This is a genomic window from Agromyces sp. SYSU T00194 (genome assembly GCF_040496035.1).
Lineage (GTDB): Bacteria > Actinomycetota > Actinomycetes > Actinomycetales > Microbacteriaceae > Agromyces > Agromyces chitinivorans.
Map to the genome: position 1 here is coordinate 1,036,611 of NZ_JBEPJZ010000001.1, position 24,431 is coordinate 1,061,041.

Annotated in this window: 25 protein-coding genes; 5 read left to right on the forward strand and 20 right to left on the reverse strand. The window is 72.0% G+C overall.

The genetic code is table 11. The annotated features are described in order from the left end of the window. Window positions 1-28: 28 nt before the first annotated feature. Window positions 29-1,321: a serine hydrolase domain-containing protein gene (locus tag ABZK10_RS04795; protein ID WP_353808052.1), complete on the reverse strand. Its 1,293-nt coding sequence runs from the start codon at window positions 1,319-1,321 to the stop codon at window positions 29-31. Between the two features lie 333 nt (window positions 1,322-1,654). Here ABZK10_RS04795 and ABZK10_RS04800 point away from each other — a divergent pair, with 333 nt between their 5' ends. Continuing rightward, the gene (locus tag ABZK10_RS04800; protein WP_353808053.1) at window positions 1,655-2,062 is read left to right on the forward strand and encodes a DUF4383 domain-containing protein; all 408 of its coding nucleotides are present in this window, start codon (window positions 1,655-1,657) and stop codon (window positions 2,060-2,062) included. Then, entirely contained in the window at window positions 2,059-2,628 is a 570-nt protein-coding gene (locus ABZK10_RS04805; RefSeq protein WP_353808054.1) for a hypothetical protein, read from the forward strand. The genes ABZK10_RS04800 and ABZK10_RS04805 overlap by 4 nt, the downstream gene beginning before the upstream one ends. A 91-nt stretch (window positions 2,629-2,719) precedes the next feature. Here ABZK10_RS04805 and ABZK10_RS04810 read toward each other — a convergent pair whose 3' ends face one another. Then, complete coding sequence (locus tag ABZK10_RS04810; RefSeq protein ID WP_353808055.1) at window positions 2,720-4,021, reverse strand: ATP-dependent DNA helicase; 1,302 nt, start codon at window positions 4,019-4,021, stop codon at window positions 2,720-2,722. A gap of 202 nt (window positions 4,022-4,223) precedes the next feature. On the opposite strand from ABZK10_RS04810, the gene ABZK10_RS04815 reads away from it, so the two are divergent. Then, on the forward strand, window positions 4,224-5,276 hold the full coding sequence (locus ABZK10_RS04815; protein WP_353808056.1) for a hypothetical protein: 1,053 nt from the start codon (window positions 4,224-4,226) through the stop codon (window positions 5,274-5,276). A gap of 39 nt (window positions 5,277-5,315) precedes the next feature. Here the strand turns inward: ABZK10_RS04815 and ABZK10_RS04820 are convergent, their stop codons facing one another. The 14 genes from ABZK10_RS04820 to ABZK10_RS04885 form a co-directional block, all read right to left on the reverse strand. Further along, entirely contained in the window at window positions 5,316-7,310 is a 1,995-nt protein-coding gene (locus ABZK10_RS04820; RefSeq protein WP_353808057.1) for a bifunctional copper resistance protein CopD/cytochrome c oxidase assembly protein, read from the reverse strand. A gap of 167 nt (window positions 7,311-7,477) precedes the next feature. Further along, window positions 7,478-7,765 (reverse strand): HU family DNA-binding protein, encoded by a 288-nt coding sequence (locus ABZK10_RS04825; RefSeq protein ID WP_353808058.1) that lies wholly within the window; start codon window positions 7,763-7,765, stop codon window positions 7,478-7,480. A 267-nt stretch (window positions 7,766-8,032) separates the two neighbouring features. Beyond that, window positions 8,033-8,338 (reverse strand): 30S ribosomal protein S14, encoded by a 306-nt coding sequence (gene rpsN / locus ABZK10_RS04830; RefSeq protein WP_281883778.1) that lies wholly within the window; start codon window positions 8,336-8,338, stop codon window positions 8,033-8,035. 3 nt (window positions 8,339-8,341) lie between these two features. Next, window positions 8,342-8,509 (reverse strand): 50S ribosomal protein L33, encoded by a 168-nt coding sequence (rpmG, locus tag ABZK10_RS04835; RefSeq protein ID WP_021760158.1) that lies wholly within the window; start codon window positions 8,507-8,509, stop codon window positions 8,342-8,344. Beyond that, window positions 8,509-8,745 (reverse strand): 50S ribosomal protein L28, encoded by a 237-nt coding sequence (gene rpmB, locus ABZK10_RS04840; RefSeq protein WP_136708936.1) that lies wholly within the window; start codon window positions 8,743-8,745, stop codon window positions 8,509-8,511. The genes rpmG and rpmB overlap by 1 nt, the downstream gene beginning before the upstream one ends. Before the next feature lie 206 nt (window positions 8,746-8,951). Continuing rightward, entirely contained in the window at window positions 8,952-10,349 is a 1,398-nt protein-coding gene (gene gad, locus ABZK10_RS04845; protein WP_353808059.1) for a glutamate decarboxylase, read from the reverse strand. 206 nt (window positions 10,350-10,555) lie between these two features. Beyond that, entirely contained in the window at window positions 10,556-11,455 is a 900-nt protein-coding gene (locus tag ABZK10_RS04850) for a glycine betaine ABC transporter substrate-binding protein (protein ID WP_353808060.1), read from the reverse strand. 169 nt (window positions 11,456-11,624) lie between these two features. Further along, window positions 11,625-12,551 carry an ABC transporter permease gene (locus tag ABZK10_RS04855; protein WP_353808061.1) on the reverse strand — a complete coding sequence of 309 codons (927 nt, stop codon included), beginning with the start codon at window positions 12,549-12,551 and terminating at the stop codon, window positions 11,625-11,627. Further along, window positions 12,548-13,951, reverse strand: coding sequence for a quaternary amine ABC transporter ATP-binding protein (locus tag ABZK10_RS04860; RefSeq protein WP_353808062.1), 1,404 nt, complete (start codon window positions 13,949-13,951; stop codon window positions 12,548-12,550). The genes ABZK10_RS04855 and ABZK10_RS04860 overlap by 4 nt, the downstream gene beginning before the upstream one ends. A 382-nt stretch (window positions 13,952-14,333) precedes the next feature. Beyond that, a complete protein-coding gene (locus ABZK10_RS04865; RefSeq protein ID WP_353808063.1) occupies window positions 14,334-14,753 on the reverse strand; it encodes a Fur family transcriptional regulator in 420 nt (139 codons plus the stop codon). Then, window positions 14,750-15,592 (reverse strand): metal ABC transporter permease, encoded by an 843-nt coding sequence (locus tag ABZK10_RS04870; RefSeq protein ID WP_353808064.1) that lies wholly within the window; start codon window positions 15,590-15,592, stop codon window positions 14,750-14,752. The genes ABZK10_RS04865 and ABZK10_RS04870 overlap by 4 nt, the downstream gene beginning before the upstream one ends. Next, complete coding sequence (locus ABZK10_RS04875) at window positions 15,589-16,500, reverse strand: metal ABC transporter permease (protein WP_353808065.1); 912 nt, start codon at window positions 16,498-16,500, stop codon at window positions 15,589-15,591. The genes ABZK10_RS04870 and ABZK10_RS04875 overlap by 4 nt, the downstream gene beginning before the upstream one ends. Before the next feature lie 34 nt (window positions 16,501-16,534). Beyond that, the gene (locus ABZK10_RS04880; protein ID WP_353808066.1) at window positions 16,535-17,281 is read right to left on the reverse strand and encodes a metal ABC transporter ATP-binding protein; all 747 of its coding nucleotides are present in this window, start codon (window positions 17,279-17,281) and stop codon (window positions 16,535-16,537) included. Window positions 17,282-17,285: 4 nt separating this feature from the next. Continuing rightward, window positions 17,286-18,317: a metal ABC transporter substrate-binding protein gene (locus tag ABZK10_RS04885; protein WP_353808067.1), complete on the reverse strand. Its 1,032-nt coding sequence runs from the start codon at window positions 18,315-18,317 to the stop codon at window positions 17,286-17,288. Window positions 18,318-18,494: 177 nt separating this feature from the next. Here ABZK10_RS04885 and ABZK10_RS04890 point away from each other — a divergent pair, with 177 nt between their 5' ends. After that, window positions 18,495-19,136 carry a GNAT family N-acetyltransferase gene (locus tag ABZK10_RS04890; protein WP_353808068.1) on the forward strand — a complete coding sequence of 214 codons (642 nt, stop codon included), beginning with the start codon at window positions 18,495-18,497 and terminating at the stop codon, window positions 19,134-19,136. 36 nt (window positions 19,137-19,172) lie between these two features. Here ABZK10_RS04890 and ABZK10_RS04895 read toward each other — a convergent pair whose 3' ends face one another. The 4 genes from ABZK10_RS04895 to ABZK10_RS04910 form a co-directional block, all read right to left on the reverse strand. Continuing rightward, window positions 19,173-20,543, reverse strand: coding sequence for a dihydrolipoamide acetyltransferase family protein (locus ABZK10_RS04895; protein WP_353808069.1), 1,371 nt, complete (start codon window positions 20,541-20,543; stop codon window positions 19,173-19,175). 16 nt (window positions 20,544-20,559) lie between these two features. Next, entirely contained in the window at window positions 20,560-21,525 is a 966-nt protein-coding gene (locus ABZK10_RS04900; protein ID WP_353809602.1) for an alpha-ketoacid dehydrogenase subunit beta, read from the reverse strand. A 164-nt stretch (window positions 21,526-21,689) separates the two neighbouring features. After that, the gene (locus tag ABZK10_RS04905) at window positions 21,690-22,790 is read right to left on the reverse strand and encodes a thiamine pyrophosphate-dependent dehydrogenase E1 component subunit alpha (protein ID WP_353809603.1); all 1,101 of its coding nucleotides are present in this window, start codon (window positions 22,788-22,790) and stop codon (window positions 21,690-21,692) included. A gap of 49 nt (window positions 22,791-22,839) precedes the next feature. Further along, the gene (locus ABZK10_RS04910) at window positions 22,840-23,940 is read right to left on the reverse strand and encodes a histidinol-phosphate transaminase (RefSeq protein ID WP_353808070.1); all 1,101 of its coding nucleotides are present in this window, start codon (window positions 23,938-23,940) and stop codon (window positions 22,840-22,842) included. 91 nt (window positions 23,941-24,031) lie between these two features. Between ABZK10_RS04910 and ABZK10_RS04915 the strand changes: the two genes are divergently transcribed. Beyond that, the gene (locus ABZK10_RS04915) at window positions 24,032-24,418 is read left to right on the forward strand and encodes a phage holin family protein (RefSeq protein ID WP_353808071.1); all 387 of its coding nucleotides are present in this window, start codon (window positions 24,032-24,034) and stop codon (window positions 24,416-24,418) included. Window positions 24,419-24,431: the final 13 nt, after the last annotated feature.

Genomic DNA, 24,431 nt, shown 5'->3' on the forward strand with positions numbered 1-24,431 from the left:
CGAGCGGCTCGGATCCGCGGGCAGGGGCTCAGCCCTCGTCGGCCGACTCCTCCGCGGCGGCGGGCTCGCAGACGCCGCGCTCGCTCATGGCGGCCTGCATCTGCTCGGCCGACCACGGCAGCTCGACCAGCGGCATCTCGCGGCCATCGGCGGCGTCGGCCTTCGACCCGATCGACGCGAGCATCAGCGCCGCGGAGCGCACGAACTCGGTGCCCGAGGTGGAGTTGTTCAGCGCGATCACGACCGTGAGCCCGGTGTCGGGATCGGCGTACGCGGCGGTCAGCGAGCCGGGGATCTCGGATGCGACGCCGCGCATCGGCCCGTACTCGTCGGCACCGAGGCCGTACGAGACCCACGACTCGGCGTCGGACCCGCGCGGCACCGTCGCCCACTGCGCCGAGGCCGACTGCTCGGAGAGCAGGGACGACGTGGCGAGCGCCCGCGACCACACGCGCAGGTCCTCCAGGTCGGAGATCACGCCGAACGACGCGAATCCCGCCGACGACGACAGGTTGCTCACGTCGACCGCTTCGGTGCACTTCGACTCGGCGCCGCGCGGTGCCACGAGCCCGGCCGCGTGCGCGCCGGGCAGGTCGAGGTCGGAGGCCGCGGGCAGCGCGGTGCCGCCGAGCTCGAGCGGGCCGCTGACGTACCGGGCCACGAGGTCGGCGAAGTCGGTGTGCGTGAGCTCCTCGAGCGCGATGCCGAGCAGCACGGTCGCCGTGCGGGAGTACGCCCACTTCTCGCCCGGCTCGCCGGCCCGGTCGCGGGCGAGCCCGCTCGCGAGCAGCTCCATCGCCGGCCACTCCCGCCCGGGATTCTCGATGAGGTACCGGCGCAGCGGTTCGTAGTAGTCGCCCAGGCCGGAGGTCTGCTGGCACAGCTGTGCGAACGTGATGCCCTCGAGGCCCGGCACCTTCACGACCGGGCCCACCTGCTGGTTGAGCTGGACCTTCCCCTCGTCGACGAGCCGGAGCAGCACCGTGCAGGCCATGCCGGTCGTGATCAGGCCGGCGCGGAACGACATGTCGGTCGTCACGGGCGTGTCGCCGTCGCGCGTGGTGGTGCCGATCGCCGCGGTCCATCCCCCGGCCCACGGCGCCCAGACCCCCGCGATCGCCCCGCTCGAGCCGGATCGCTCCATCGCCTCGGTCAGCGCGGCCTCGAGCTCCTCGGCGACCGGACCCCCGATGGCCGCATCCACCTGGTCGAACGGCGACTCCGCCGCACCCCGCGCACCCGTGCACCCTGCGGTGAGCAGCACCGCGACCGTCGCGACAGATGCCGCGACGGTACGCATCCACTTCGAACGAACAGCCACCAAGCCCCCTCAGACCCGCTCTTGCGGGATTCTAACCCGGGACGCGTGGCCACCACCTGAGAGCCGGCCGTGCGGGAGGGAACCCGGTCGATGGCACGCCCGTCCATCCGATCACATCCGCGATCGGAACCCCAGCCGGGAGGGACGATGCGGTCCGTTTCTCGGTGTGCACCCGGAGGGCCGCGCAGCCCGGCGGCCCCCGCCTGCGCACGACGGCGCGCAGACGTGCGCGCCACCGTGTTCGACGCGAACCGATCCAATCCACCGGGGCCCGCGCGCCGAATCCCCGACGCACCCGGGCACGCCGGGATGCGGAAGAAGGAGGCACTGCTCATGCGTACGTCACCCAACCGACTCGTCGGCACCGTCTTCGGCGCCGTCTACGTGCTCGTCGGACTGCTCGGGTTCGCCGTCACCGGCGGCGTCGGGCTCTTCGCCACCGAGGGCGGGCTGCTGCTCGGCATCTTCGAGGTGAACCCGCTCCACAACATCGCCCACGTGCTGATCGGGGCGGCCCTGCTCATCGCCGGCCTCGCGAACGTGCCGGCCGCGAAGGCGACCAACACCACGGTCGGCGCCGCGTACCTGCTGCTCGGCATCGTCGGGTTCTTCCTCGCCGGCACCGCCGCCAACGTGCTCGCGCTGAACACCGCGGACCACTTCCTCCACCTCGCCAGCGCGATCGTGCTCATCGGCGTGGGGGTCGGCGCAGACCGCACCGCGCGGGTGGCGACCGCGTGACGACCACGACCACATCGACTCCGGGCGCGCCCTCGCGCGCCCGGACGGCCGCCGCGGCGCTGCGCAGCTGGCCCGCCCTCGCCGCGATCGGCGCGGGGCTGGTGCTGCTGGCGCTCGCGGCCGGCGCAGGGGGCGGCACGGGGATCGCCCTGGCCGGGCTCGGCATCGCCGCGCTCGGCCAGGGCGTGGCCGCCCTTCGCGCGGGGCACGTGGTGCTGCCGCGCACGACCCTGATCGTGGTCGTGCTCGCGCTGGTGTCCGCCGCGGCCGTCGCATCGGCCGGCCTGCTGCCGCCGCTCGGGCTCGCCGGCGGACCGCTGCTGGCTGCGTCCACCTTCCTCGTCGTGCCCGCCGTGGCGGCGGCGCTCCGGCTGCGCGCCCCGCTGCGCGTGTCCGAGGCGCCGACCGATGCGCGCGGCGCGATCGACCGCTGGCCGTCGGTGGTGGGCATGCTCGTGGGCGCGCTCCTCACCGCCGCGCTCGCCACGCCCGCACTCGCGAGCACCGCGCCGGGGGAACTCGCGGTGCCGCACGGGCAGCTCCACTCGGAGCACGCGGGCCACTAGGCACGGATGCCGCGGGTCGCCTCCATGGGGATCGACGGCGGCTCGCGGCATCCGTCCACCCGCCCGCCGTCGACGCCGTGGACGACGCGCGTCAGCCCGCGAGCTGCCGGATCGCGCCCGACATGAACCGTTCGACGTGCTCGTCGACCATCACGTCGCCGGGGCGCAGCGGTCGCTGGAGGTAGAGCCCGTCGAGCGCCGTCAGCCGGCTGAGCGCCACGTACGTCTGGCCCGGGCTGAACGCCCGCTGGCCGAGGTCGACGATGGCGGTGTCGTAGCTCGCACCCTGCGACTTGTGGATCGTCACCGCCCAGGCCAGCCGCAGCGGGAACTGGGTGAACTCGGCGACGATCTCCTTCTCGAGGCGCTTGCGCACCGGGTCCCAGCTGTACTTGAACTTCTCCCACGTGGCGGGCTCGACCTCGACCTCGTCGCCGTCGACCTCGACCCGCAGCTCGCGCTTCAGGTTCGTCACGGTGCCGATCGTGCCGTTCACCCAGCGCGGCGGCTCGCCGGCCATCGAGACGTCGTTGCGCAGGAACATGACCTGCGCGCCCACCTTCAGCTCGAGCAGTTCGTCGGCCGGGTACGCGCGCCCGCCGAAGTCGCCGTTCACCTCGGCCGGGTTGCCCTTCGAGGTGCCCGGCAGGCGATGCAGCCTGGCCGCGTTGATGCGGTTGACGGTGTCGTTGCGGGTGGCGAGCGTGATGGCGCCCTCCTCGGGCAGCGGCCTGCGGGCGCCCACGTCGTTCAGCACCCCGGCGATCTCGGCGGTCACCATGCCGTGCCGCACCGCGTTCAGCATGTGCTTGAACTCGTCGTCGTGCTGCCGGTGGATCTCGCCGAGCTCGACGATGCGCAGGTCGGCCTCGTTCCACACCTTCGCGTCGAAGAACCAGATCGAGCGGTAGGTGTCGGCGAAATACGACCGCTCGTCGCGGTCTCCGCCCGGCACCGGCGCGAGCTGGTACGGGTCGCCGAACAGCACGACCTGCACGCCGCCGAACGCCTCGTGCGGGCGCTGGCGCGCCTGCCGCAGCGAACGGTCCATCGCGTCCATCAGGTCGGCGTTGACCATCGACACCTCGTCGATCACGAGCGTGTCCATCGCGTTCAGGAGCTTGCGCACCGTGTCGTTCTGCTCGATCTCGTGGTCGGCGATGACCCCGATCGGCAGGCGGAACAGCGAGTGGATCGTCTGCCCGCCGACGTTCAGCGCCGCCACGCCCGTGGGCGCGCAGATCACGATCTGCTTCGAGGTGTGCCAGTTCAGGTGGTTCAGCAGGGTCGACTTGCCCGTGCCCGCGCGGCCCGTGACGAACACGTGGTCGCGTGTGCCCTCGATGAGCGCGAACACGGCCTGCTGCTCGCGGGTGAGGGTGACGGATGACACGTGCGGCGACTCCGGACGACGGGTGACGGACGCCCCCACTGTAGCCGCGCCGGGCGCCCGCGACGCCGATGCGCCGCCCCGCGGCATCCGCCCGCCTTCTCCACAGGCCGGGCCGTGCGCGGTCGAGGTGCGCCAGCTGCGGCGCGAGCTGGCCCACGCGGGCTCTCAGGAGCGCGTGACCGCCCGACCGTAGACTTGGGGAATGGCGACCGAGACCGACCGACCCCCCGGCGTGTCGGTCTGGGCGGCCGTCGGCTGGTCGCTGCTCGCCGTGCTCCTCGTGGTCGCGTTCGTGTCATCGGTGGGGGCGCTCAATCGCACCGTCTACGGCTCGTCCACGTTCGTCGAGCGCTACCTGCAGGCGATCGCCGACGACGACATCGCGCAGGTCATGGCGACGCCCGGCGTCGAGCTCACGGCCGCCGAGCTCGAGGAGCGCGGCCTCGACGCCGACGTCTCGACCGCGATGCTGCGTTCGGGCGTGCTCGACCACGGCCCCGAGGACGTGCGCATCATCAGCGACGTCGAGGGCGACGAGGACGGCGAGCGCGTCGTGACCGCCAGCTACCGCATCGGCACGACCATCAACGAGTCGACCTACGTGCTGCGCCCGCTCGAGCCGCTCTACGGCGTGCTCGCGCGGTGGGAGTTCGCGGAGAGCCCGCTCGCGGTCACCGACGTCACCGTCGAGAACGGTGCGCTGTTCCAGGTCGGTTCCCTCACCCTCGACACGCGCGTCGGCAAGACGGGCGACGACCTCGCCGCGTTCTCGCAGGAGGCGCCGTACCTGACGATCGCGCCCGCCGCGTACTCGTTCGCCTACGACTCGCAGCTGCTCGCCGCACCCGCCGTGGAGCTGCCCGTGGTGCGCGGGGGCGAGAACGAGGTCGTGCTGGTCACCGCCCCGACCGACGTGTTCGTGCAGCGCGTGCAGGAGGAGGTCGACGGGTACCTGTCCGAGACCTGCGCGACCCAGCAGGTGCTGCAGCCGAGCGGATGCCCCTTCGGCATCGTGATCGACGACCGCGTGCTCTCCACGCCCGAGTGGTCCATCGTCGAGTTCCCGGTCGTGACCCTCACCGCGGGCGACGACGCGTTCGAGATGCCCCGCACCGAGGGCACCGCGCACATCTCCGTCGAGGTGCAGTCGCTGTTCGACGGGAGCGTCTCCCAGCTGGAGGAGGACCGGCCCATCGTGCTGGCGCTGACCACCTGGATCAAGCCCGACGGGTCGCTCGCGATCGAACTGCGCTGAGCCGCGCCGAGCGCGTGCGGCGGCCACGGGCGCTCGGGGTCAGCGGCGCGCGTCGCGCTCCGCGATCGCCGCGAGGCGGGCGTTGTACTCGGCGAGCTCCGCGTCGCCCGTGCGGTCGGCGTGCCGGTCGCGCCGGCGCGACTCGCGCTCGTCGCTGCGCGACCACTGCACCGCGACGGTGATCGCAAGCGCGAGCGTCGGCACCTCGCCGATCGACCAGGCGATGCCGCCGCCGAGGCGCTGGTCGACGAGCGCGTCGGTGCCCCAGCCCATCGCGCCGTACCAGTCGGCGGCGAGCAGTCCGGTGCCCATCATGAGGGCGACGCCGAAGAACGCGTGGAACGCCATGGTCGCCAGCAGCAGCAGGAGGCGGAACGGGTACGGCAGGCGGTACGGCACCGGGTCGATGCCGATGAGCGACTGCACGAACAGGTACCCGGTGATGAGGAAGTGGACGATCATCCACTCGTGACCGATGTGGTCCTCCATCGCCCAGCGCAGCAGGCCCGAGTAGTAGAACACCCAGAGCGAGCCCGCGAACAGCACCGCGGCGACGATCGGGTTCGCGATGATGCCCGCGAACCGCGAGTGCACCGCGAGCAGGATCCACTCGCGGCCGCCGCGGCTGCCGTCCTTCCGGGCGTGGATCGCGCGCGCGGCGAGGGTGACCGGCGCCCCGGGCACCAGCAGCACGGGCACCGCCATCGTGAGGGTCATGTGCGCGAGCATGTGCGCCGAGAAGAGGGTCTCCTGGTAGGCGTTCACGCCGCCGTTCGTGATCCAGAACAGCAGCAGCATGCCCGCCACCCAGAGCACGGCGCGGTAGATGGGCCAGCGGTCGCCGCGGCGGCGCAGGCGCACGACGCCGGCGAGGTAGAAGAACACGCCGAACGCGCAGCCGAGCATCCACAGCGGGTCCCAGTTCCACAGCGTCAGGTAGTGCTCGACCGACGGGGGCGGCGGCAGCAGCTCGCCCGTGAGCAGTTCGGCCGGGGTCGGCTGCGCGAGCTCGGTCGCCGGCACCTGCTCGACCGGCGTCGCGGTGCGCGCGAGCGCCGCGGCGACCCCCGAGGCGATGCCCATGAAGACGAGCTCGCCGACCACGAGGCCCCAGAACGCGCCGGGGGTGCGGGTCGTGCCGCCGGCGGGTGCACCGGCCCGCTGCATCCGCCCGATCAGCCAGCGTCGCTGCAGGGCGCCGAAGCCGCCCAGTGCGAGCAGCGCGACGAGCTTGGCGACGACCAGCGCGCCGTACGGGGTCGCGAGCTCGTCGAGGCTGCCGACCCGCAGCGCGGCGCTGACGTAGCCCGAGAACGCCACGACGATGAACGAGATCAGCGCGACGGTCGAGTACCGGGCGACGATCACCGGCAGGCGCCCGGGCTCGAACGCCCCGCGGAGGAGCACGATCGTGACCAGTCCGCCGATCCAGACGCCCGCGAACACCAGGTGCAGGCCGAGCGCGGTGATCGCCTGGTCGTGGCCCGAGGTGCCTGCGGCGTGCCCCTGCTCCGCCATCGGCACCAGCGCGACCAGCGCGAGCACGGCGACGAAGACGAGGGCGGTGTGGTTGCGCACCGCGAAGCACAGCACCGTCACGGCGGCGGCGACCAGGGTCGTGGCGAGCCACGCCTGCCCCAGCTCGATGCTGGTGAGGAACTGGCCGAGTGCCGCGCCGAACCGGTCGTCGAAGGTGAGCGCGGCACCGCTCACGCTGAGGAACGTGAAGAGCGTGGTCGCGGCGGACGCGACGGTGAAGACGGCTGCGGATGCGGCGGCGACGTCGAGCGCCGCGCCGAACTCCTTCTTCTCGGGCGCGAGGGCCCAGAGGGCCATGACGAGACCGCCGAGGGTGCCCGCCACGCCGAGGTTGACGAACAGCTTCGCGATCGGCAGGCCCCAGCGCACGGTCGGGCCCGCGTCCTGCAGCGGGAGGGGGTCGGCGCCGCCACCGACGACGAGGCCCGCGAGGGTCGCCACGACGGCGGCGAGGAGCAGCACGGCGGGGCCGAACACGCGGGCGGAGCGGGGCACCAGACCAGCCTAAGCGCTGGACAGGGCCGGGTTTCGCGCGGGCGGGTGCCCGGGCACGTGCCCGCCCCCGCGCGCGACGGCCGCGAGGCATCCGCTCGCCCCCGACCCGCAGACACGAGGAGGGCGCCGGCCGGAGCCGACGCCCTCCTCGTGAGGTACGTGTGTCGCTACTTGGCGGCAGCCTTGAGCTTCGAGCCCGCGCTGACCTTGACCGAGTAGCCGGCCGGGATCGTGATCTCGGCGCCCGTCTGCGGGTTGCGGCCGGTGCGCGCAGCGCGGTGCGTGCGCTCGACGGCGAGCCACCCGGGGATCGAGACCTTGGTGTCGGCCGCGACCGACTCCGCGATCACGTCGAAGAGGCTGCCGAGCACCTTGTCGACGGCGGCCTGGCTCAAGTCCGTGTCCGCCGCGATCTTCGCGACGAGGTCGGTCTTGTTCAGCGACTTGTCAGCCATTGGATGTCCTCCTCGGACCTTCACTGTTTCGGTACAGCTGTTTCAGTTGTGTCGGAGGCGCCCTGAAGGGGATCCCCCGTGGCCGATCGGCCGCCTCGAATGTAACAGAGATCCCCGGAAACACGCGGATTTCCGGGGGTTCACAGGATTTTCCCCCGGCGTGTCCCGGGCGTGGAGGGCCCGTGGCCGCCGCACCTCCGGGGCACCCCGGAGACGACGAAGGGCCGCCCCGAGATCGGGACGGCCCTTCGTGGATGCGTGGAGTGGTTACCAGCTCGACTTGGTGATGCCGGGCAGCTCGCCACGGTGCGCCATGTCGCGGAAGCGCACGCGCGAGATGCCGAACTTCGTCAGCACGCCGCGGGGGCGGCCGTCGATGGCGTCACGCGAACGCACGCGCACCGGCGAGGCGTTGCGGGGGAGCTTCTGCAGGCCGACGCGGGCGGCCTCGCGGGCCTCGTCGGTCGCGTTCGGGTCGACGAGCGTCTTCTTCAGCTCGGCGCGCTTCTCGGCGTACCGGTCGACGATCACCTTGCGCTGCTCGTTGCGCGCGATCTTGCTCTTCTTGGCCATTGTCTAGCGCTCCTCTCGGAAGTCGACGTGCTTGCGCACCACGGGGTCGTACTTCTTGAGCACGAGGCGGTCGGGGTTGTTGCGACGGTTCTTGCGGGTCACGTAGGTGTAGCCGGTGCCCGCGGTCGAACGAAGCTTGATGATGGGACGGATGTCCTGCTGCTTGGCCATTAGAGCTTCACCCCACGAGCCTGGATGTCCTTGACGACGGCCTCGATGCCACGAGCGTCGATCACCTTGATGCCCTTGGCGGACACGTTCAGGGTGACGTTACGACGCAGCGACGGCACGTAGTACGTCTTCTTCTGCACGTTCGGGTCGAAGCGGCGCTTCGTCCGGCGGTGCGAGTGCGAGATGTTGTGGCCGAAGCCGGGAACGGCTCCGGTCACCTGGCACACTGCTGCCATTGGTCTTTCCTCCAATACCGAGGGGCGGATGCCCCTCCCAAGGTCTCTTGTCTGCTGACGCACCCCGCCGAACGCACACGACGGATCGCATGGATTCGAGGGGGAGTGTCGCGGTCTGGGCAGTGGAAGTACCCAGCCAACGAGCCAGAATACCAGACCGGCCGGTCACGGCCGAATCGTGGTCCGTCGTCGGGCGACCGAGGGGCTCAGTGGTGGAACGCCGAGCGGTTGCCGGTGTCGGGCATCGGCGTCTGCAGCTGCTCGAGGTACTCGGTCGCCGTGCGGATGTCGTCGAGAAGCTCGTCGGCGAGGTCCATCGTGAGTCCGTTGCGCACGACGATGCGCTGCACCGTGACATCCGCGAGGTCGTCGGGCATCGGGTACGCCGGCACCAACCAGCCCTTCATGCGCAGGCGGTCCTGCAGGTCGTAGAGGGTCCAGTTGTGGCTGGCCTCGTCCTTCAGGCGCCAGGCGAAGACCGGGATGTCGCTGCCGTCGTTCCACAGCGCGAACGGGCCGAGCGCCGCGATGCCCGCCGAGAGGTACTTCGCCACGTTCTGCGAGTCCTGCTGCACGGCGCGGTACCCCTCGCGGCCGAGCCGCAGGAACATGAAGTACTGGAGCAGGATCGGCGCGCCCGGCCGCGAGAAGTTGAGTGCGAGCGTGGGCATCGACCCGCCGAGGTAGCTCACCTCGAAGATGAGCTCCTCGGGCAGCAGGTCGCGGGTGCGCCAGACGACCCAGCCGACTCCGGGGTAGACGAGCCCGTACTTGTGGCCGGACGTGTTGATGGAGTGCACCCGCTCGAGCCGGAAGTCCCACACGATGTCGGGCTGGATGAACGGCGCGACCATGCCGCCCGAGGCCCCGTCGACGTGGATCGGCACGTCGAGGCCGGTCTCGGCCTCCAGCGCGTCGAGCGCCGCCGCGATCTCCTGCACGGGCTCGTACGCACCCGTGTAGGTCACGCCCATGATGGCGACCACGCCGATCGTGTGCTCGTCCACGTAGTCGGCCACCTGGCTGCCGTCGAGGCACGGATGCTCCTCGCTGATCGGCACCAGCCGCATCTCGACCTCGAAGTAGTTGCAGAACTTCTCCCAGCACACCTGCACGGCGCTCGACATGACGAGGTTCGGCCGCTCGGTCGACTTCCCGGCGGCGCGGCGGGCCTGCTGCCAGCGGCGCTTCATCGCCAGCCCGCCGAGCATCGCCCCCTCCGACGACCCGATCGTCGACGTGCCGATCGTGTGCTTCGGGTCGGGCGCGTTCCAGAGCCCGGCGAGCATCTTCCAGCAGTGCTCCTCGATGGCCGCGGTGCGCGGGTACTCGTCCTTGTCGACCATGTTCTTGTCGGCGGCGTCGACGTAGAGCTTGCGCGACTCGTCGTTCATCCAGGTGCCGACGAAGGTCGCGAGGTTCAGCCGCGCGTTGCCGTCGAGCATGATCTCGTCGTGCACGATCTGGTACGCCGTCTGCGGCAGCTCCTCGTGCTGCGGGAAGACGTCGTGGTCGGAGATCGTCGACTCCCCCGGCCGGAGGAACCGCGGCTCCAGCAGTCCGGACGTCTGCTCGGCGGAGCGAGTGGTGCGCTGGTCGGTCATCGGAGTCCCCCCTCCGGCCGTGGGCCCCCGCCCCGGCTCCCGCCGCCGACCCTACTCCCGCCGCCGCCGCGCCCGCACCCCCCGGTCCGGCTGATCGGGTGCCGCCCCGGACGCACGGATGCCGCGGGCAGCACTCGCGGCCCGCGGCATCCGATCAGGTGGTGAACCGGTGCGGCGCATCACGCGCCGTCCGGGTCAGCCGATCCTCACTGGGTGAGGGAGTCGACCCACTCCTGGTTCTCCGACATCCAGTCGGCCACGATGGGGCCGTAGTCGTCGGTGTCGTTCTCGTTGAACATGACGTTCTCGAGGGAGTAGAGCAGCTCGCTGTCCATCGAGAAGTTCGAGAGCCAGCCGGCGACCTCGGGGAACTCGTCCTCGAAGTCGGCCTTGGCGTAGGCGTGGATGCCCTCGGCGGTGCCCAGGGTGCCCTCGGGGTCCTCGAGGTCCTTGATCGGGAACGCGTCGTAGGCCCAGTGCGGACGCCACAGGGTCACGGCGATGTTCTCGCCCGCGTCGGTGGCCGCGGTCAGCTCGGCGAGCATGGCCGGGGTCGACGAGGTCAGGAACTCCATGTCCTCGAGGCCGTAGGTCGGGATGACCGAGTCCTCGGTGGCGGCGGTGAGGCCGGCGCCGGGCTCGATGCCGACGATGCGGTTGCCGAACGCGTCCGCGTTCTCGGCGAGCTCGGCGAGCGAGTCGATCGGGGCGTCCTCGTTCACCGCGATGGTGAGGGCCGCCTCCTCGTTCCAGGCGCCGAGGTCGGCGATGTCGTCGCCGTACTCCTCGATGTACGAGGCGTGCGTCTGCGGCAGCCAGACGTCGAAGGTGGCGTCGTAGTCGCCGGTCGAGAGGCCCGAGAAGACCGGGGCGACGTCGGCGTACTCGAGGGTGACGTCGTAGCCCTGCTCGGTGAGGATCGCGTTCCAGAGCTCGCTGGCCGCGATGCCCTCGTCCCAGCCGTTGAAGACGGCGATGGTGATCTCCTGCGATGCGGCGTCGTCGCTGCCGCTGTCCGCGCTGTCGCCGTCGGAGGCGCAGCCGGCGAGCACGAGGCTCGCGGCGGCACCGAGGGCGAGTGCGCCGGTGAGGTGTCGCTTGTTCATGGTGTTCCTTTCCTCCCGCGTGCTGTGGGTACGCGGGTGTTGGGGATCCGGGCGGGTACGCACGGATGGTGGACGGGCGGCCTCGACGCTCGTGGCGTCGCGGGCCGCCGTCCGGTCCGATCCGGCCGGACGGGTCCGGCCGGTGGTCTCTGTGGGGATGTGAGTGGGGTCAGGCGGGGGCGCCGGCGGTGGCCGGTGCGGGCTCCTCGGATGCTGCGGCGGGCGCCTCGCCGGAGGCATCCGCCTTCGGCTTCGACCGCTTGCGGCGACGCAGGCCGCCGCCGAACGCACCGGTGATGCGGTCGAGGATGACCGCGAGGATCACGACCGACAGGCCCGCCTCGAAGCCGAGCGCCACGTCGATGCGGTTCAGGCTCGCCACGACGTCGCCGCCGAGGCCGCCCGCGCCGACCATGCCCGCGATGACGACCATCGAGAGCGAGAGCATGATGACCTGGTTGACGCCCGCCATGATCGACGGCATCGCCAGCGGCAGCTGGATCTGGCGCAGGATGCGGCCGGGCGACGAGCCGAACGCCTGGCCGGCCTCGACCACCTCGGAGTCGACCCCGCGGATGCCGAGCTCGGTGAGCCGCACGCCGGGCGCCATCGCGAACACGATCGTCGCGACGATGCCGGGCACGACGCCGACGCGGAACAGGATGAGCGCGGGGATCAGGTAGACGAAGGCGGGCATCGTCTGCATGAAGTCGAGGATCGGCTTGATGACCTTCGAGGCGAGGTCGCTGCGCGCCGCGAGGATGCCGACGGGGATCGCGATCACGACGGCGATCGCCGACGCGACGAGCACGAGCGCCAGGGTGTCCATGGCGTTCTCCCACTGGTCGACGCCCAGGATCACGAGGAGGCCGACCGCGGAGCCGACCGCGAGCTTCCAGCCGCGGGCCCACCAGGCGAGCGCCGCGACGAGCACGATGATCGCCCAGAACGGCGGGGTGGAGAGCACCCAGTCGACGCCGTCGTAGAAGCCGAGGAAGACGGCGCGCACGACCGCGAAGAAGCCGGAGAGGGCCTCGGTCAGGACGTCGATGAAGTCCTCGACCCACTGGCCGAGGGGGAGGCGGAACTCGTTCACGCGGGGCTCCTCTCGCTCGCGGCATCCGATTCGTCGATGTCGTCGACGGCGGGGGCGGATGCCTCGTGCGCGCCGCCGTCGCCGTTGCCGTCGGCCGTGCCGTGCAGCGTCTCGGTGAAGACGTCGATCGGGATGGTCGTGTGGGGCAGCTCGATGACCGGCTGGGCACCGGTGTCGCTCGAGACGTTGCCGAGCGCGGCGAGCAGCGTGACCCGGGGCACGACGCCGACCAGGCGCTGCTGGTCGTCGACGACGGCGATCGGCAGGTCGGACTCGACCGACGTGCCGAGCAGCTCGGAGAGCAGCTCGTCGGGGCCGACCACGGGGTAGTCGTCGCTGATGGCCGAGTCGAGGCTGGTGACGCCGTCGCGCACGAGCTTCAGCACCTCGCGGTCGCGGACGATGCCGAGCAGGCGCCGCCCGCCCCCCACGACGTAGACGACCGAGGTCTGCAGGTCGCGCATGATGCGCAGGGCGTGGCGCGGGCCGGCCGACGCGCTCATGACGGCGCGTGCCTGCTCCATGACGTTGGACGCGGTCAGCACGCGGGCCCGGTCGACGTCCTGCACGAACTGCGCGACGTAGTCGTCGGCGGGGTCGGTGAGGATCTCCTCGGCGGTGCCGAGCTGCACGATGCGACCGTCGCGCATGACGGCGATGCGGTCGCCGAGGAACATCGCCTCGTTGAGGTCGTGGGTGATGAAGACGATCGTCTTGCCGAGCTCCTGCTGCAGCTCGATGAGCTGCTCCTGCATCTCGCGGCGGATCAGCGGGTCGAGCGCCGAGAAGGCCTCGTCCATGAGCAGGATGTCGGTGTCGGCGGCGAGGGCGCGGGCGAGGCCGACGCGCTGCTTCATGCCGCCGGAGAGCTCGCCGGGGAGCTTGTCCTCCCAGCCGCCGAGGCCCACGCGCTCGAGCACGGTGCGCGCCCGCTCGGTGCGCTCGGCGAGCGACACGCCCTGCACTTCGAGGGCGTAGGCGGCGTTGTCGAGCACCGTGCGGTGCGGCAGCAGGGCGAAGTGCTGGAAGACCATGGAGATGCGGCGCCGGCGCACGTCGCGGAGGCGCTTCGGCGAGATGCCCGTGATCTCCTCCCCCGACACCGTGATGGTGCCGGCGGTGGGCTCGAGCAGGCCGTTGAGCGTGCGGATCAGGGTGGACTTGCCGGAGCCCGAGAGCCCCATGACCACGAAGATCTCGCCGCGGCGCACGGCGAAGTCGGCGTCGATGACCGCGGCGGTGCCGAGGCCCGCGAGCTCGTCGCGGGTGGCGCCGTCGCGGAGGCGCTGCACGGCCTCGCCGGCGCGGCGGCCGAAGAACTTGTAGAGCCCGCGCACCTCGAGGGCGGGCGCGTCGGGCTCGCCGGGAGGGGTCGCGATCGGGGCAGGGGGTTGCGTCACGTTGCGTCTCCGTGCGCGCCCCTGGCGGCCGGTGATGCTCGTCGGCTTGAGGGCACGCGTCATTGCTTGCGCCCGGGTCGACGACGTGCGCGACGGCGACTCGAGCGAGTGGAACGCAGACCTGTGCTCCGGGAAGGAATCTCGCGAATCTGACGACGTCGCGGACCGCGACCATCTGGGGCGCGGAACGCTGATCGACCGTACGTTCCCGCCGTTCGGTACGGCGGGCCCGCGGGCTGGGCGGGTGGCCGGGGTGGGCCGCCCCAACCTTAGCGATCCTCAGGCTCAGGGCAAGTCCCGGCGGGCCTCAGGGCGCCCGTCACGCGTGGATCGCGATCCCTGAGCCCCGTCCGATCACCACCAGCATGCGGATCGTGGAGCGTTACGGTTTCGTTACCTGATGCTCGCGCCCCTGCGCCCGCCGGGTGCATTCGGCGCACAGGCCGAAGACGTCGACGACGTGCGCGGCCTGGGTGAATCCGTGCTGCGCCGCGACGGACTTCGCCCACTGCTCGACCTCGTCGGCGGCGATCTCCACGGTGCGGCCGCACGAGCGGCAGATGAGGTGGTGGTGGTGCCCGGTGGTGCTGCACGCGCGGTAGAGCGCTTCGCCCTCCGGCGACTGCAGCGAGTCCGCCTCCCCCGTGGTCGCCAGGTCGGCCAGCGCCCGGTACACGGTCGCGAGGCCGATCGGCGAGCCTGCCTCGTGCAGGGCGGTGTGCAGCGCCTGCGCGCTGATGAAGCCGTCGGTGCGGTCGAGCGCCTCGCGCACGGCCTCGCGTTGCCAGGTCTGCCGCTTCATCGCGCGACCACCTCCTCGGCCGTCTCGACCGGCAGGTGCAGCGATCGCGGGTGCAGGCGGCGCGCACCGCGGGCGACCAGGGCGAGCAGGAAGAATGCGCACGCGGCGAGCGCGATCGCCGGCCCCGCTGCGACGCCCCACTCGCGTGACACGAGCAGGCCGATCACCCCCGACGCAGCGCCGATCAGCGGTGCCGTCACCACGATGAGCCCGACCGTCGGCATGAGCAGCCGTGCGGCCGCGGCGGGCGCCGCGATCAGCGCGATCGCGAGGATCGCCCCCACCGCGGGCAGCGACGAGACGACGGTGGCGGCGACGAGGGCGAGCACCAGGAGTTCCATGGGCCAGCCACGGTACCCCGCCGCCCGGTACCCGACGGGGTCGAACGTGGAGAAGACGAGCTCCTTGCCGAACGCGGCGAACGCGGCGACGGCGATCACGAGCACGGTCGCCGACAGCACGAGGTCCGCCTCGCTCACCGTCAGGACCGACCCGATCAGGAACGCCTCCGCGCGCACGGGCAGGTCGGGGAGCACCGCCTGCAGGATCGCGCCGAGCGCGAATCCGGCGGTGAGGACGATGCCCGCGGCGACCTGCGCGCCCTGCGAGCGCATCCGGGAGACGAGCAGCATCACGCCGACGAGGGCGACCGACGCCACGGCCGCGCCGAGCGGTACCGCCACGCCGAGCGCCGCCGCGGCGACGGCCCCCGGGAACGTGCCGTGGGTGAGGGCCTGTGCGAAGAAGACGCGGCGGCGGAGCACGACGACCGACCCGACGAGGCCCGAGACCGCGCCGATGACGACGACGGCGACGAGGGCGCGCTCGAAGTAGCTCATGCCGTCACTCCCCCGGTGCGCTCCCGCCCCGGCGCCGCGACGTCCCGCGTCCGCCGGGCGCGGACGCCGTCGACGGCGAGCCGTCCCACGAGGGCGATCGCGTAGCCCAGTACGAAGACCGCCACCACGGTCGCGCCGCCCGGCAGGTCGACACCGGTGCCGACCGAGATGCCGAAGCCCGCGGAGAGGCCGAGCCACGACGCCAGCGCCGCGAAGGCCCCGGCGATCGGGAAGAGCGCGAGCAGGCTCGTCGTCGCGAGTCGCGCCACCGCGCCGGGGACGATGAGCACGGCCAGCACGAGCAGGCTGCCGACGGTGCTCGACGCGGCGACGACCACGAGTGCGATGGCGACGTTGAGCACGAGGTCGGTGGCCAGCGGACGCACGCCCGCGGCCTCGCTGCCGGCCGGATCGAACGCCCGGAACAGCTGGCGCGACCTGGTGCCCCAGGCCAGCGCGAGCGCGACGGCGCAGATCACGAGCAGCAGCGGCAGCGTCGCCGCGTCGATGGTGAGCAGCCGACCGAACAGCAGCGTCTCGAGCTGGCCGGCGAAGTCGGAGCCGCCCGAGACGACGATGACGCCCACGCTGAACGCGCCCGTGAGCACGATGGCGATCGCCGAGTCGGATGCCACGCCGGCCCGTGCGACGAGGGTGAGCGCGATCGCCGCGACGACCGCGGCGATCGTCGCACCGACGACGAGCCCGGGCTCGCCGCCGGCGACGAAGCCGATCGCGAGCCCCGGGAAGACCGCGTGGGTGAGGCCGTCGCTGATGAATTCCAGCCCCCGCAGGTTCACGAGCACGCCGATGAGGCTCGCCACGAGGGCCAGCGCGAGCATCGCGACCAGTGCCCGCGACATGAACGGGAGCGTATATGCCCCGAACAGCATCTGGTCGATCGTCATGGTGCGCTCCCCCGGGCCCGACGGCCGTCCGAGGTCACTCCCGGCCCTCGTGATCGGGCACCACGAGGGTGTGCTCGTCCACCTCGACGCCGACGTCGCCGAAGCAGCGCTGCACGGTCTTGAGCGTGAGCGTCGCGTCCACCGGCCCGCAGGCCAGCTGCGTGCGGTTCAGGAACAGGGCCGTGTCGCAGGTCTCGCGCGCGAGGTCGAGGTCGTGCGTCGACACGAGCACCGCGATTCCGCGGGACTTCAGGTCGTGGAGGGTCTGCAGCAGGGCATCGCGGTTCGGCTGGTCGAGGCCGTTGAACGGCTCGTCGAGCAGCAGCAGTCCGGGCTCGCTCGCGAGCGCGCGGGCGAGCAGACCGCGTTGCCGCTGGCCGCCGGACAGGTCGCCGAAGCGCGCCTTCGACCGGTCGGCCAGGCCGACCGCGTCGAGGGCGTCGGCGACGGCGGCGCGATCGTGTCGTCCGGGCATCCGCAAGAAGCCCATCGAACGGTACCGGCCCTGCATGACGACCTGTCGCAGGGTGATCGGGAACTCGGGATCGAGGTCCGCCGTCTGGGGCAGCGAGGCGACGGATGCCTCCAGGCGCATGCGTCCGCCGACGAGCGGGATGAGGCCGAGGACGCCCTTGAGGACCGTCGACTTCCCCGCGCCGTTCGGCCCGATCAGCGCGACCGCCTCGCCGGGAGCGACGTCGAGCGTGACGTCGCGCACACCCACGGTGCCGCCGTACGCGAAGGCGGCGTGGTCGAGGTGCAGCACCGGCGAGCTGGTCATGCGCTCATCCTCCCAGCACGGCGGGCGGCTCGGTGACCTCCACGCCCCACGACCCGGCGATCAGCTGCACGTTGTGCACCTGGCTGCCGAGGTACGTCTCGCCGTCGCTGCCCGCCACGCCGAGCGAGTCGCCGTACAGCGCGTCGTCGCCGTCGTACACCTCGACCCCCGCCTCCCGGGCGATGGTGCGCGCGGCGTCCGGGGGGATCGACTGCTCCGAGAACACGGCGCGCGCGCCGGTCGCCCGGATCGCGGCGATGAGCGCGTCGAGCTCCGCGGCGCTGGGCTCCGCGTTGTCGTCGAACCCGGGGATGATGCTGCCGACGTACGTGATCTCGTATGCGTCGACGAAGTACGTGAAGGCGTCGTGGTTGGTGACGAGCAGTCGGTCCGCCACGGGAACGGGGTCCACGTTCTCGTGGATCCAGGCGTCGAGCGCGTCGAGCTGGCCGAGGTACGCGTCCTCGGCGGACTCGAGCGTGGCCGCGTCGATGCCGTCGACCTGCTCCAGGCCCGCTGCGATGTTCTCGACCATGAGGGCCGCGCGTGCGGGGTCGGTCCAGATGTGCGGGTTGCCCGACTCCCCCGCGTCGGCGTCGTCGGCGTGGTCGTCCGTCTCCTCGTCGTGGGCCTCGTCGTCGTGAGCCTCGTCGGCGTGGTCGTGATCGCCGCCGGCCAGCAGCGGCACGCCCGTGCTCGCGTCGATGAGCGTGCCGTCGAACCCCGAGGCGTCGATCACGTCGTCGAGCCACGTCTCGAGGCCCGCACCGTTGACCACCAGGGCGTCGGCGTTCGCGAGGGCGAGCAGCTGCGCCGCCGACGGGTCGAAGTCGTGCGCGCTCCGGTTCGGGCCCACGAGCTGCGTCACCTCGACCTGCTCCCCCACCAGCTCGCGCGTGAAGTCGGCGACCTGGGTGGTCGTGGCGACCACGCTCGGGCCGGAGCCGCCGTCGGCGGTCACGGCCGTGGCGCAGCCGGAGAGCACGAGGGCGCCGGTCGCGAGGAGGGCGAGGGCAGCGGGCACGGTGGATCGCATGCGACGAACCTATCCCTTATTGATAATGATTGTCAACATCGATAGGACCGCGGGGCGTTCGAGCGGCGTGCCGAGCGACGGCCGCACCCCGCGGCGACCGACCTTCCGGTGCACGCGGGGTGACACGTTGTGGAACACTCTGGCGTGTCGACGCCGACCCGTGCGAAGGTGGATGACGTGGATCCGACGACGACCAGCTCCCTGACGTTGCATCCGTTCACCGTTCCCGAAGCCCGTCGCATCCTGGCCGGCGATCGCGCGCCCGGCGAGGGCTGGGAGGGCGGCTACGCCTTCGCCGACGAGATGGAACTCGTCCGCGCGTTCCTCGACATCGTCGAGGAGGAGGGCGATCCGGCACCCTTCGGTCCGTACCTCATCCGTCGCGGCGACGGCGGTCCCGCCGTCGGTGCCGTCACCTTCTACGGCCCGCCCGACGCGACCGGAACGGTCGAGTTCGCGTTCGCACTCGTGCCGGCCGTGCGCGGCCAGGGCCTCGCGCGCGAGGTGGTGCGGCTCGCGCTCGGCGTCGCCGCGGCGAACGGCGCCGCGCGAGCGCGCGCCGACGCGGAGGCGTCGAACGTCGCGGCGGTCCGCGCCATGCGCGCCGCGGGCATGCACGAGATCGCCCGCGACGCGACGATGCGGCGCTACGAACGCCACCTGCCGACGACCGGCCAGCTCGAGGCCATCGTGCTGCGCGACCCGGCGTCCGAGCACCCCGAGGTCGAACGCCCCGAAGGCGAGGGCACTGAAGCCGAGGGCGCTGAAGCCGAGGGCACCTCGGGGGCGCGACCGGCCGCGGAGGACGCGGGGGCCTGACCCCGCCCCGCGCCGGGCGGAACGCCTACGGGCGACTCACTCCAGCAGGAGCGCCGGCTCCTCGATGATCGACGCGACGTCGGCGAGGAATCGCGACGCCACGTCGCCGTCGACCACGCGGTGGTCGAACGACGCCCCGATCGTCGTCACGAAGCGCGGACGCACCTCCCCGTCGACGACCCACGGCTTCTGCTTGATCGTGCCGAGCGCGACGATGGCCACCTCGCCGGGGTTCAGGATCGGGGTGCCGGTGTCCATGCCGAACACGCCGATGTTCGTCACCGTGATGGTGCCGCCCTGCATCTCGGGAGGCTGCGTCTTGCCCTCGCGGGCCGTGAGGGTCAGCTGCTCGAGCGCCGTGGCGAGCTCCACCATGCTCATCGCCTGCGCCTCCTTGACGTTCGGCACGATGAGCCCGCGGGGCGTCGCGGCCGCCACGCCGAGGTTGACGTAGTGCTTGACCACGATCTCCCGGTCGGTCCACTGCGCGTTCACCGTCGGGTTGCGCCGCACGGCCCAGATCATCGCCTTGGCCATGATGAGCAGTGGCGACACCTTGACGCCCGCGAAGTCGGGGGAGGCCTTCAGACGCTTCACGTACTCCATCGTGCGGGTCGCGTCGACGTCGACGAACACGCTCACATGCGGCGCGGAGTATGCACTCTCGACCATCGCCGAGGCGATGGCCTTGCGCACGCCCTTGACGGGCACGCGGTGCTCGCGGTCGGAGGGCGTCTCGGGCGTCTGGATGTTGCGGAAGACGCTCGCCTGGCTCGCCTCGCGGATCACGTCGTCGCGCGTGATCTCGCCGATCGGGCCCGTCGCGGTCACCCGGTTCAGGTCGACCCCGAGGTCCTTGGCGAGCTTGCGGATCGGCGGCTTCGCGATGACCGGCACGTCGGAGTCTGGACGCGGGCCGGCGAGCTTCGTCGGCGCACCCGCCGCGGGTGCGGGGGCGGGCTCGGCGAAGTGCTCGTGCGCCACGGGGGGAGCGGGGTGCCGCTTGCGGCGGCTCGACGCGGGCCCCGAGCTCCCGTGACCGACGAGCACGGCGCCGGATGCCTCGGGCTCGGGCTCCGACGCGACGGTCGACGCGGTGTCCGCGGCGACCTGGGCGGCCTCCGACGGCGCGGGCGCGCTCGCGTCGGACTGCATGCCGCTCGCGGCATCCGTCTGCACCGTCACGATCGGGGTGCCCACGTCGACGGTCTGGCCGACCTCCACGAGCAGCGCGCTGACCACGCCCTCGGTCGGGCTCGGCAACTCGACGAGCGACTTGGCGGTCTCGATCTCGACGAACACCTGGTCGAGCTCGATGCGGTCGCCCGGCGCGACGCGCCACGACACGATCTCGGCCTCGGTGAGCCCCTCGCCGACGTCGGGGAGGGGGAACTGCATCTCGGTCATGGTGCTCCTCGGGCGCTCAGTAGGCGAGTGCGCGGTCGACGGCCTCGAGCACGCGATCGGGGCTCGGCAGGAAGTCCGCCTCCAGGGCGGCGGGCGGGAACGGGGTGTCGAAGCCGGAGACCCGCAGCACGGGCGCCTCGAGCGAGTAGAAGCAGCGCTCGGCGATCGTCGCCGCGACCTCGGAGCCGAGGCTGGTGAACCCGGCGGCCTCCTGTGCGACGACGAGCCGGCCCGTGCGTTGCACGGAGTCGACCAGGGGGCCGTAGTCGATGGGGGAGAGCGAGCGGAGGTCGACGACCTCCAGGCTGCGTCCCTCCTGCTCGGCGATGTCGGCCGCCTGCAGCAGCGTCGCGATCATGGCGCCGTGTCCCACCACCGTGACGTCGGTGCCGCGACGCATGACCCGACTGGCATGCAGCTCGATGCCCGCGTGGTCGAGGTCGACCGGGCCCTTCGGCCAGTACCGGCTCTTCGGCTCGAAGAAGACGACCGGGTCGTTCGAGGCGATCGCCTCCTGGATCATCCAGTAGGCGTCGTGCGGCGACGACGGGCTCACCACGCGCAGGCCCGGCGTGTGCGTGAAGTACGCCTCCGGGCTCTCCTGGTGGTGCTCGATCGAGCCGATGTGGCCGCCGTAGGGGATGCGGATCACGATCGGCATCGGCATCCGGCCGTCGTGGCGCAGGTTCTGGCGGGCGAGCTGGGTGGTGATCTGGTCGAACGCCGGGAAGACGAAGCCGTCGAACTGGATCTCGAGCACCGGCCGGTAGCCGCGCATGGCCAGTCCGATCGCGGTGCCCACGATGCCCGACTCGGCGAGGGGCGAGTCGATGACCCGGTCGGAGCCGAACTCGGCGTGCAGGCCCTCGGTCACGCGGAAGACGCCGCCGAGCGGGCCGATGTCCTCGCCCATGAGCAGCACCTTGGGGTCGCCGGCGAGCGCCTCGCGCAGCCCGGCGTTGATGGCCTTGCCCATCGGCATCGACTGGACGCCGCGGCGGGCGGGCGCCTCGTCGGCGACGGGGGCGGATGCCCCGGGGTCGGGCGCCGAGCCGGACGGCTCCGCTCGCTGCCCACCGGGAGCCGGGGGAGCGGGTGCCACCGGGGGCACCTCGTCGACCGCGTCGCGTTCACGGACCTCGCGGGTCATACCGCACCTCCCTCGAAGCCGGACTCGTAGCGCTCGAGCCACTCCGCCTGCTGCGCCATGAGCGGATGCGGCTCCGCGTACACGTGCGCGAAGATCTGGTCGCGCGACGGTGCGGTCAGCTCGAGCGCGCGGCGCCGCACGTCCGCGGCGTAGTCGTCGGCCTCGGCGGCGACGTCGTCGAAGAACTGCGCGGACGCGCCGCGACCCTCGAGCCACGTGCGGTACCGCGTGATCGGGTCGCGCGCGATCCACGACTCGAGCTCGCCCTCCGGGCGGTACTTGGTGGGGTCGTCGGCGGTCGTGTGCGCGCCCATGCGGTAGGTGAGCGCCTCGATCAGGCTCGGCCCCGAGCCGGATCGCGCCTGCTCCATCGCGGTGCGCGTGACCGCGTAGCTCGCGAGCACGTCGTTGCCGTCGATGCGGATGCCCGGCATGCCGAAGCCGTACCCGCGCCGCGCGAGCGGCACCCGCGACTGGCGCTCGACCGGCACCGAGATGGCCCAGTGGTTGTTCTGGATGAAGAAGACCTCGGGGGTCTGGAAGCTCGACCCGAAGACGAGCGCCTCGTTCGCGTCGCCCTGCGAGGTCGACCCGTCGCCGAAGTAGACGAGCACCGCGGTGTCGACGTCGGGGTCGCCCGTGCCGACGAGCCCGTCGAAGCGCAGGCCCATGGCGTACCCGGTGGCGTGCAGCGTCTGCGACGCCAGCACCAGCGTGTAGAGGTGGAAGTTGCCGTTCTCGGCCGGGTCCCAGCCGCCGAGCGTGGCGCCGCGCAGGAGCGCCATGATGCGCACCGGGTCGAGGCCGCGGATCATGCCGACGGCGTGCTCGCGGTACGCGGGGAAGATGTGGTCCTGCCGACGCGCGGCGTGCGCCGAGCCGACCTGCGCGGCCTCCTGCCCGTTGCTCGGAACCCAGAGCGCGAGCTGGCCCTGGCGCTGCAGGTTGGCGCCCACCACGTCGACGCGGCGCGAGCGCACCATGTCGCGATAGAACTGCTCGAGCATCGCGTCGTCGAGGCCCTCGACGAGCTCCAGGTAGGGCTCGGCGTCGGCGCTCGGGGCGATCACGCCCTCGGGCGTGAGGATCTGCACCATGGGCGCATCGGGGTCGGTGTCGCTCGCTGCCACCGTTCCACGCTACCCGCTAGGTGGAGGGGCCTTCTTGTGGCATGTCGACAAGCTCGTCCAGAACGGCTAGGAGCTTGTCGACACTCTCCTCCTCGCCGACGGAGATGCGGATGCCCTCCGGCGGGAACGCCCGGGTGACGAGACCGGCATCGAACAGGCGCTCGGCGACCGCCGCCGTGGCCTCGCCCGCGGGCAGCCAGACGAAGTTCCCCTGTGCGACGGGCACGTCCCAGCCCTGGGCCCGCAGCGCGGCCCGCAGCGCGTCACGACGCATCGCGATGTGGCGCACCCGCTCGAGCAGCGCGTCCTCCGCGTCGAGCGACGCGAGCGCACCGGCGACCGACTGGGCGGTCACCGACAGGGGGATCGCGGTCGAGCGGGCGGCGTCGAGCACGGCCGCCCCGCCGAGGGCGTAGCCGACCCGGAGCGCGGCGAGGCCGTACGCCTTCGAGAACGTGCGCAGCACGACCAGGTTCGGGTGGCGGTCCAGCAGCGGGATGCCGTCGACGGCGTCGGGGTCGGTCACGAACTCCGCGTACGCCTCGTCGAGCACGACGAGCAGGTCGGACGGCACGGCGGCCATCAGCCGATCGAACTCGTCCGCGGTCACGATCGTGCCGGTGGGGTTGTTGGGGGAGCAGACGATCAGCAGTCGCGTGGCATCCGTCACCGCCGCGATCAGCGCATCGATGTCGTGCCCCGCGTCCGGGCGGTTGGGCACGGCACGGCTCGTCGCACCCGCGACGGTCACGAGGCCCGGGTAGGCCTCGAACGAGCGCCACGAGTAGACGACCTCGTCGCCCGGCCCCGACGTGGCGAGGATGAGCTGGCTGAGGAGCGCGACCGAGCCCGCACCGATGTGCACCTCGTCGACGCTGCGTCCGTACCGGGCGGCGAGCGCCTCGCGCAGCGCCAGGGCCGTGGCGTCGGGGTACCGGTTGTACTCGGCCGCCGCGGCGACGGCGCCGATCACGCCGGGCAGCGGATCGAACGGGTTCTCGTTGCTCGAGAGCTTGTGCCCCGCCGCGGGCGCCGGTCGACCCTGGCGATAGGCGGGGAGCGCGGCGATCTCCGGCCGCAGTCGGACGGGCGCGGCGGGGTCTGGGGCGTCGCTCACGCCCACCACCGTACCCCGCGCGCGTGGCGCGGAACGGACGCGCCTGTCAACACCCCTGCCGCGCGCGGGAGGTCGGTGCCATAGTGGGGGCATGCGCTTCCTGCTGAAGATCATCGTCAACGCGGTCGCCCTCTGGCTCACCACCCTGATCGTCTCGGGCGTGAGCGTCGAGCCGTACGAGGACACGACGCTGGCCTGGGTGCTGACGTACCTGCTCGTCGCCCTCATCTTCGGTCTCGTCAACGGCGTCATCGGCACGGTGCTGCACATCATCGCGTTCCCGCTGTACGTGCTCACCCTCGGGTTGCTCGCCCTGATCGTCAACGGCCTGCTGTTCCTGCTCGTCGGCTGGATCAGCAGCCTGATGGGCTTCGGGCTCGTGGTGGACGGGTTCTGGTGGGGCGTGCTCGGGGCGATCGTCGTCGCGATCATCTCCTGGATCCTCGGGCTGATCCTCCGCCCGGTCACGCGCGACTGATCGCGGCGCCCGG

Coding starts and splice junctions, on each gene's coding strand:
- gad (WP_353808059.1), bottom strand. CDS start 10,349: ATGACCGACCAGCGCACCACTCGCTCCGCCGAGCAGACGTCCGGACTG.
- rpsN (WP_281883778.1), bottom strand. CDS start 8,338: ATGGCCAAGAAGAGCAAGATCGCGCGCAACGAGCAGCGCAAGGTGATC.
- ABZK10_RS04800 (WP_353808053.1), top strand. CDS start 1,655: ATGCGTACGTCACCCAACCGACTCGTCGGCACCGTCTTCGGCGCCGTC.
- ABZK10_RS04880 (WP_353808066.1), bottom strand. CDS start 17,281: ATGACCAGCTCGCCGGTGCTGCACCTCGACCACGCCGCCTTCGCGTAC.
- rpmB (WP_136708936.1), bottom strand. CDS start 8,745: ATGGCAGCAGTGTGCCAGGTGACCGGAGCCGTTCCCGGCTTCGGCCAC.
- ABZK10_RS04815 (WP_353808056.1), top strand. CDS start 4,224: ATGGCGACCGAGACCGACCGACCCCCCGGCGTGTCGGTCTGGGCGGCC.
- ABZK10_RS04885 (WP_353808067.1), bottom strand. CDS start 18,317: ATGCGATCCACCGTGCCCGCTGCCCTCGCCCTCCTCGCGACCGGCGCC.
- ABZK10_RS04900 (WP_353809602.1), bottom strand. CDS start 21,525: ATGCCGATGGGCAAGGCCATCAACGCCGGGCTGCGCGAGGCGCTCGCC.
- ABZK10_RS04825 (WP_353808058.1), bottom strand. CDS start 7,765: ATGGCTGACAAGTCGCTGAACAAGACCGACCTCGTCGCGAAGATCGCG.
- rpmG (WP_021760158.1), bottom strand. CDS start 8,509: ATGGCCAAGCAGCAGGACATCCGTCCCATCATCAAGCTTCGTTCGACC.
- ABZK10_RS04875 (WP_353808065.1), bottom strand. CDS start 16,500: ATGACGATCGACCAGATGCTGTTCGGGGCATATACGCTCCCGTTCATG.
- ABZK10_RS04915 (WP_353808071.1), top strand. CDS start 24,032: ATGCGCTTCCTGCTGAAGATCATCGTCAACGCGGTCGCCCTCTGGCTC.
- ABZK10_RS04865 (WP_353808063.1), bottom strand. CDS start 14,753: ATGAAGCGGCAGACCTGGCAACGCGAGGCCGTGCGCGAGGCGCTCGAC.
- ABZK10_RS04870 (WP_353808064.1), bottom strand. CDS start 15,592: ATGAGCTACTTCGAGCGCGCCCTCGTCGCCGTCGTCGTCATCGGCGCG.
- ABZK10_RS04905 (WP_353809603.1), bottom strand. CDS start 22,790: ATGGTGCAGATCCTCACGCCCGAGGGCGTGATCGCCCCGAGCGCCGAC.
- ABZK10_RS04895 (WP_353808069.1), bottom strand. CDS start 20,543: ATGACCGAGATGCAGTTCCCCCTCCCCGACGTCGGCGAGGGGCTCACC.
- ABZK10_RS04850 (WP_353808060.1), bottom strand. CDS start 11,455: ATGAACAAGCGACACCTCACCGGCGCACTCGCCCTCGGTGCCGCCGCG.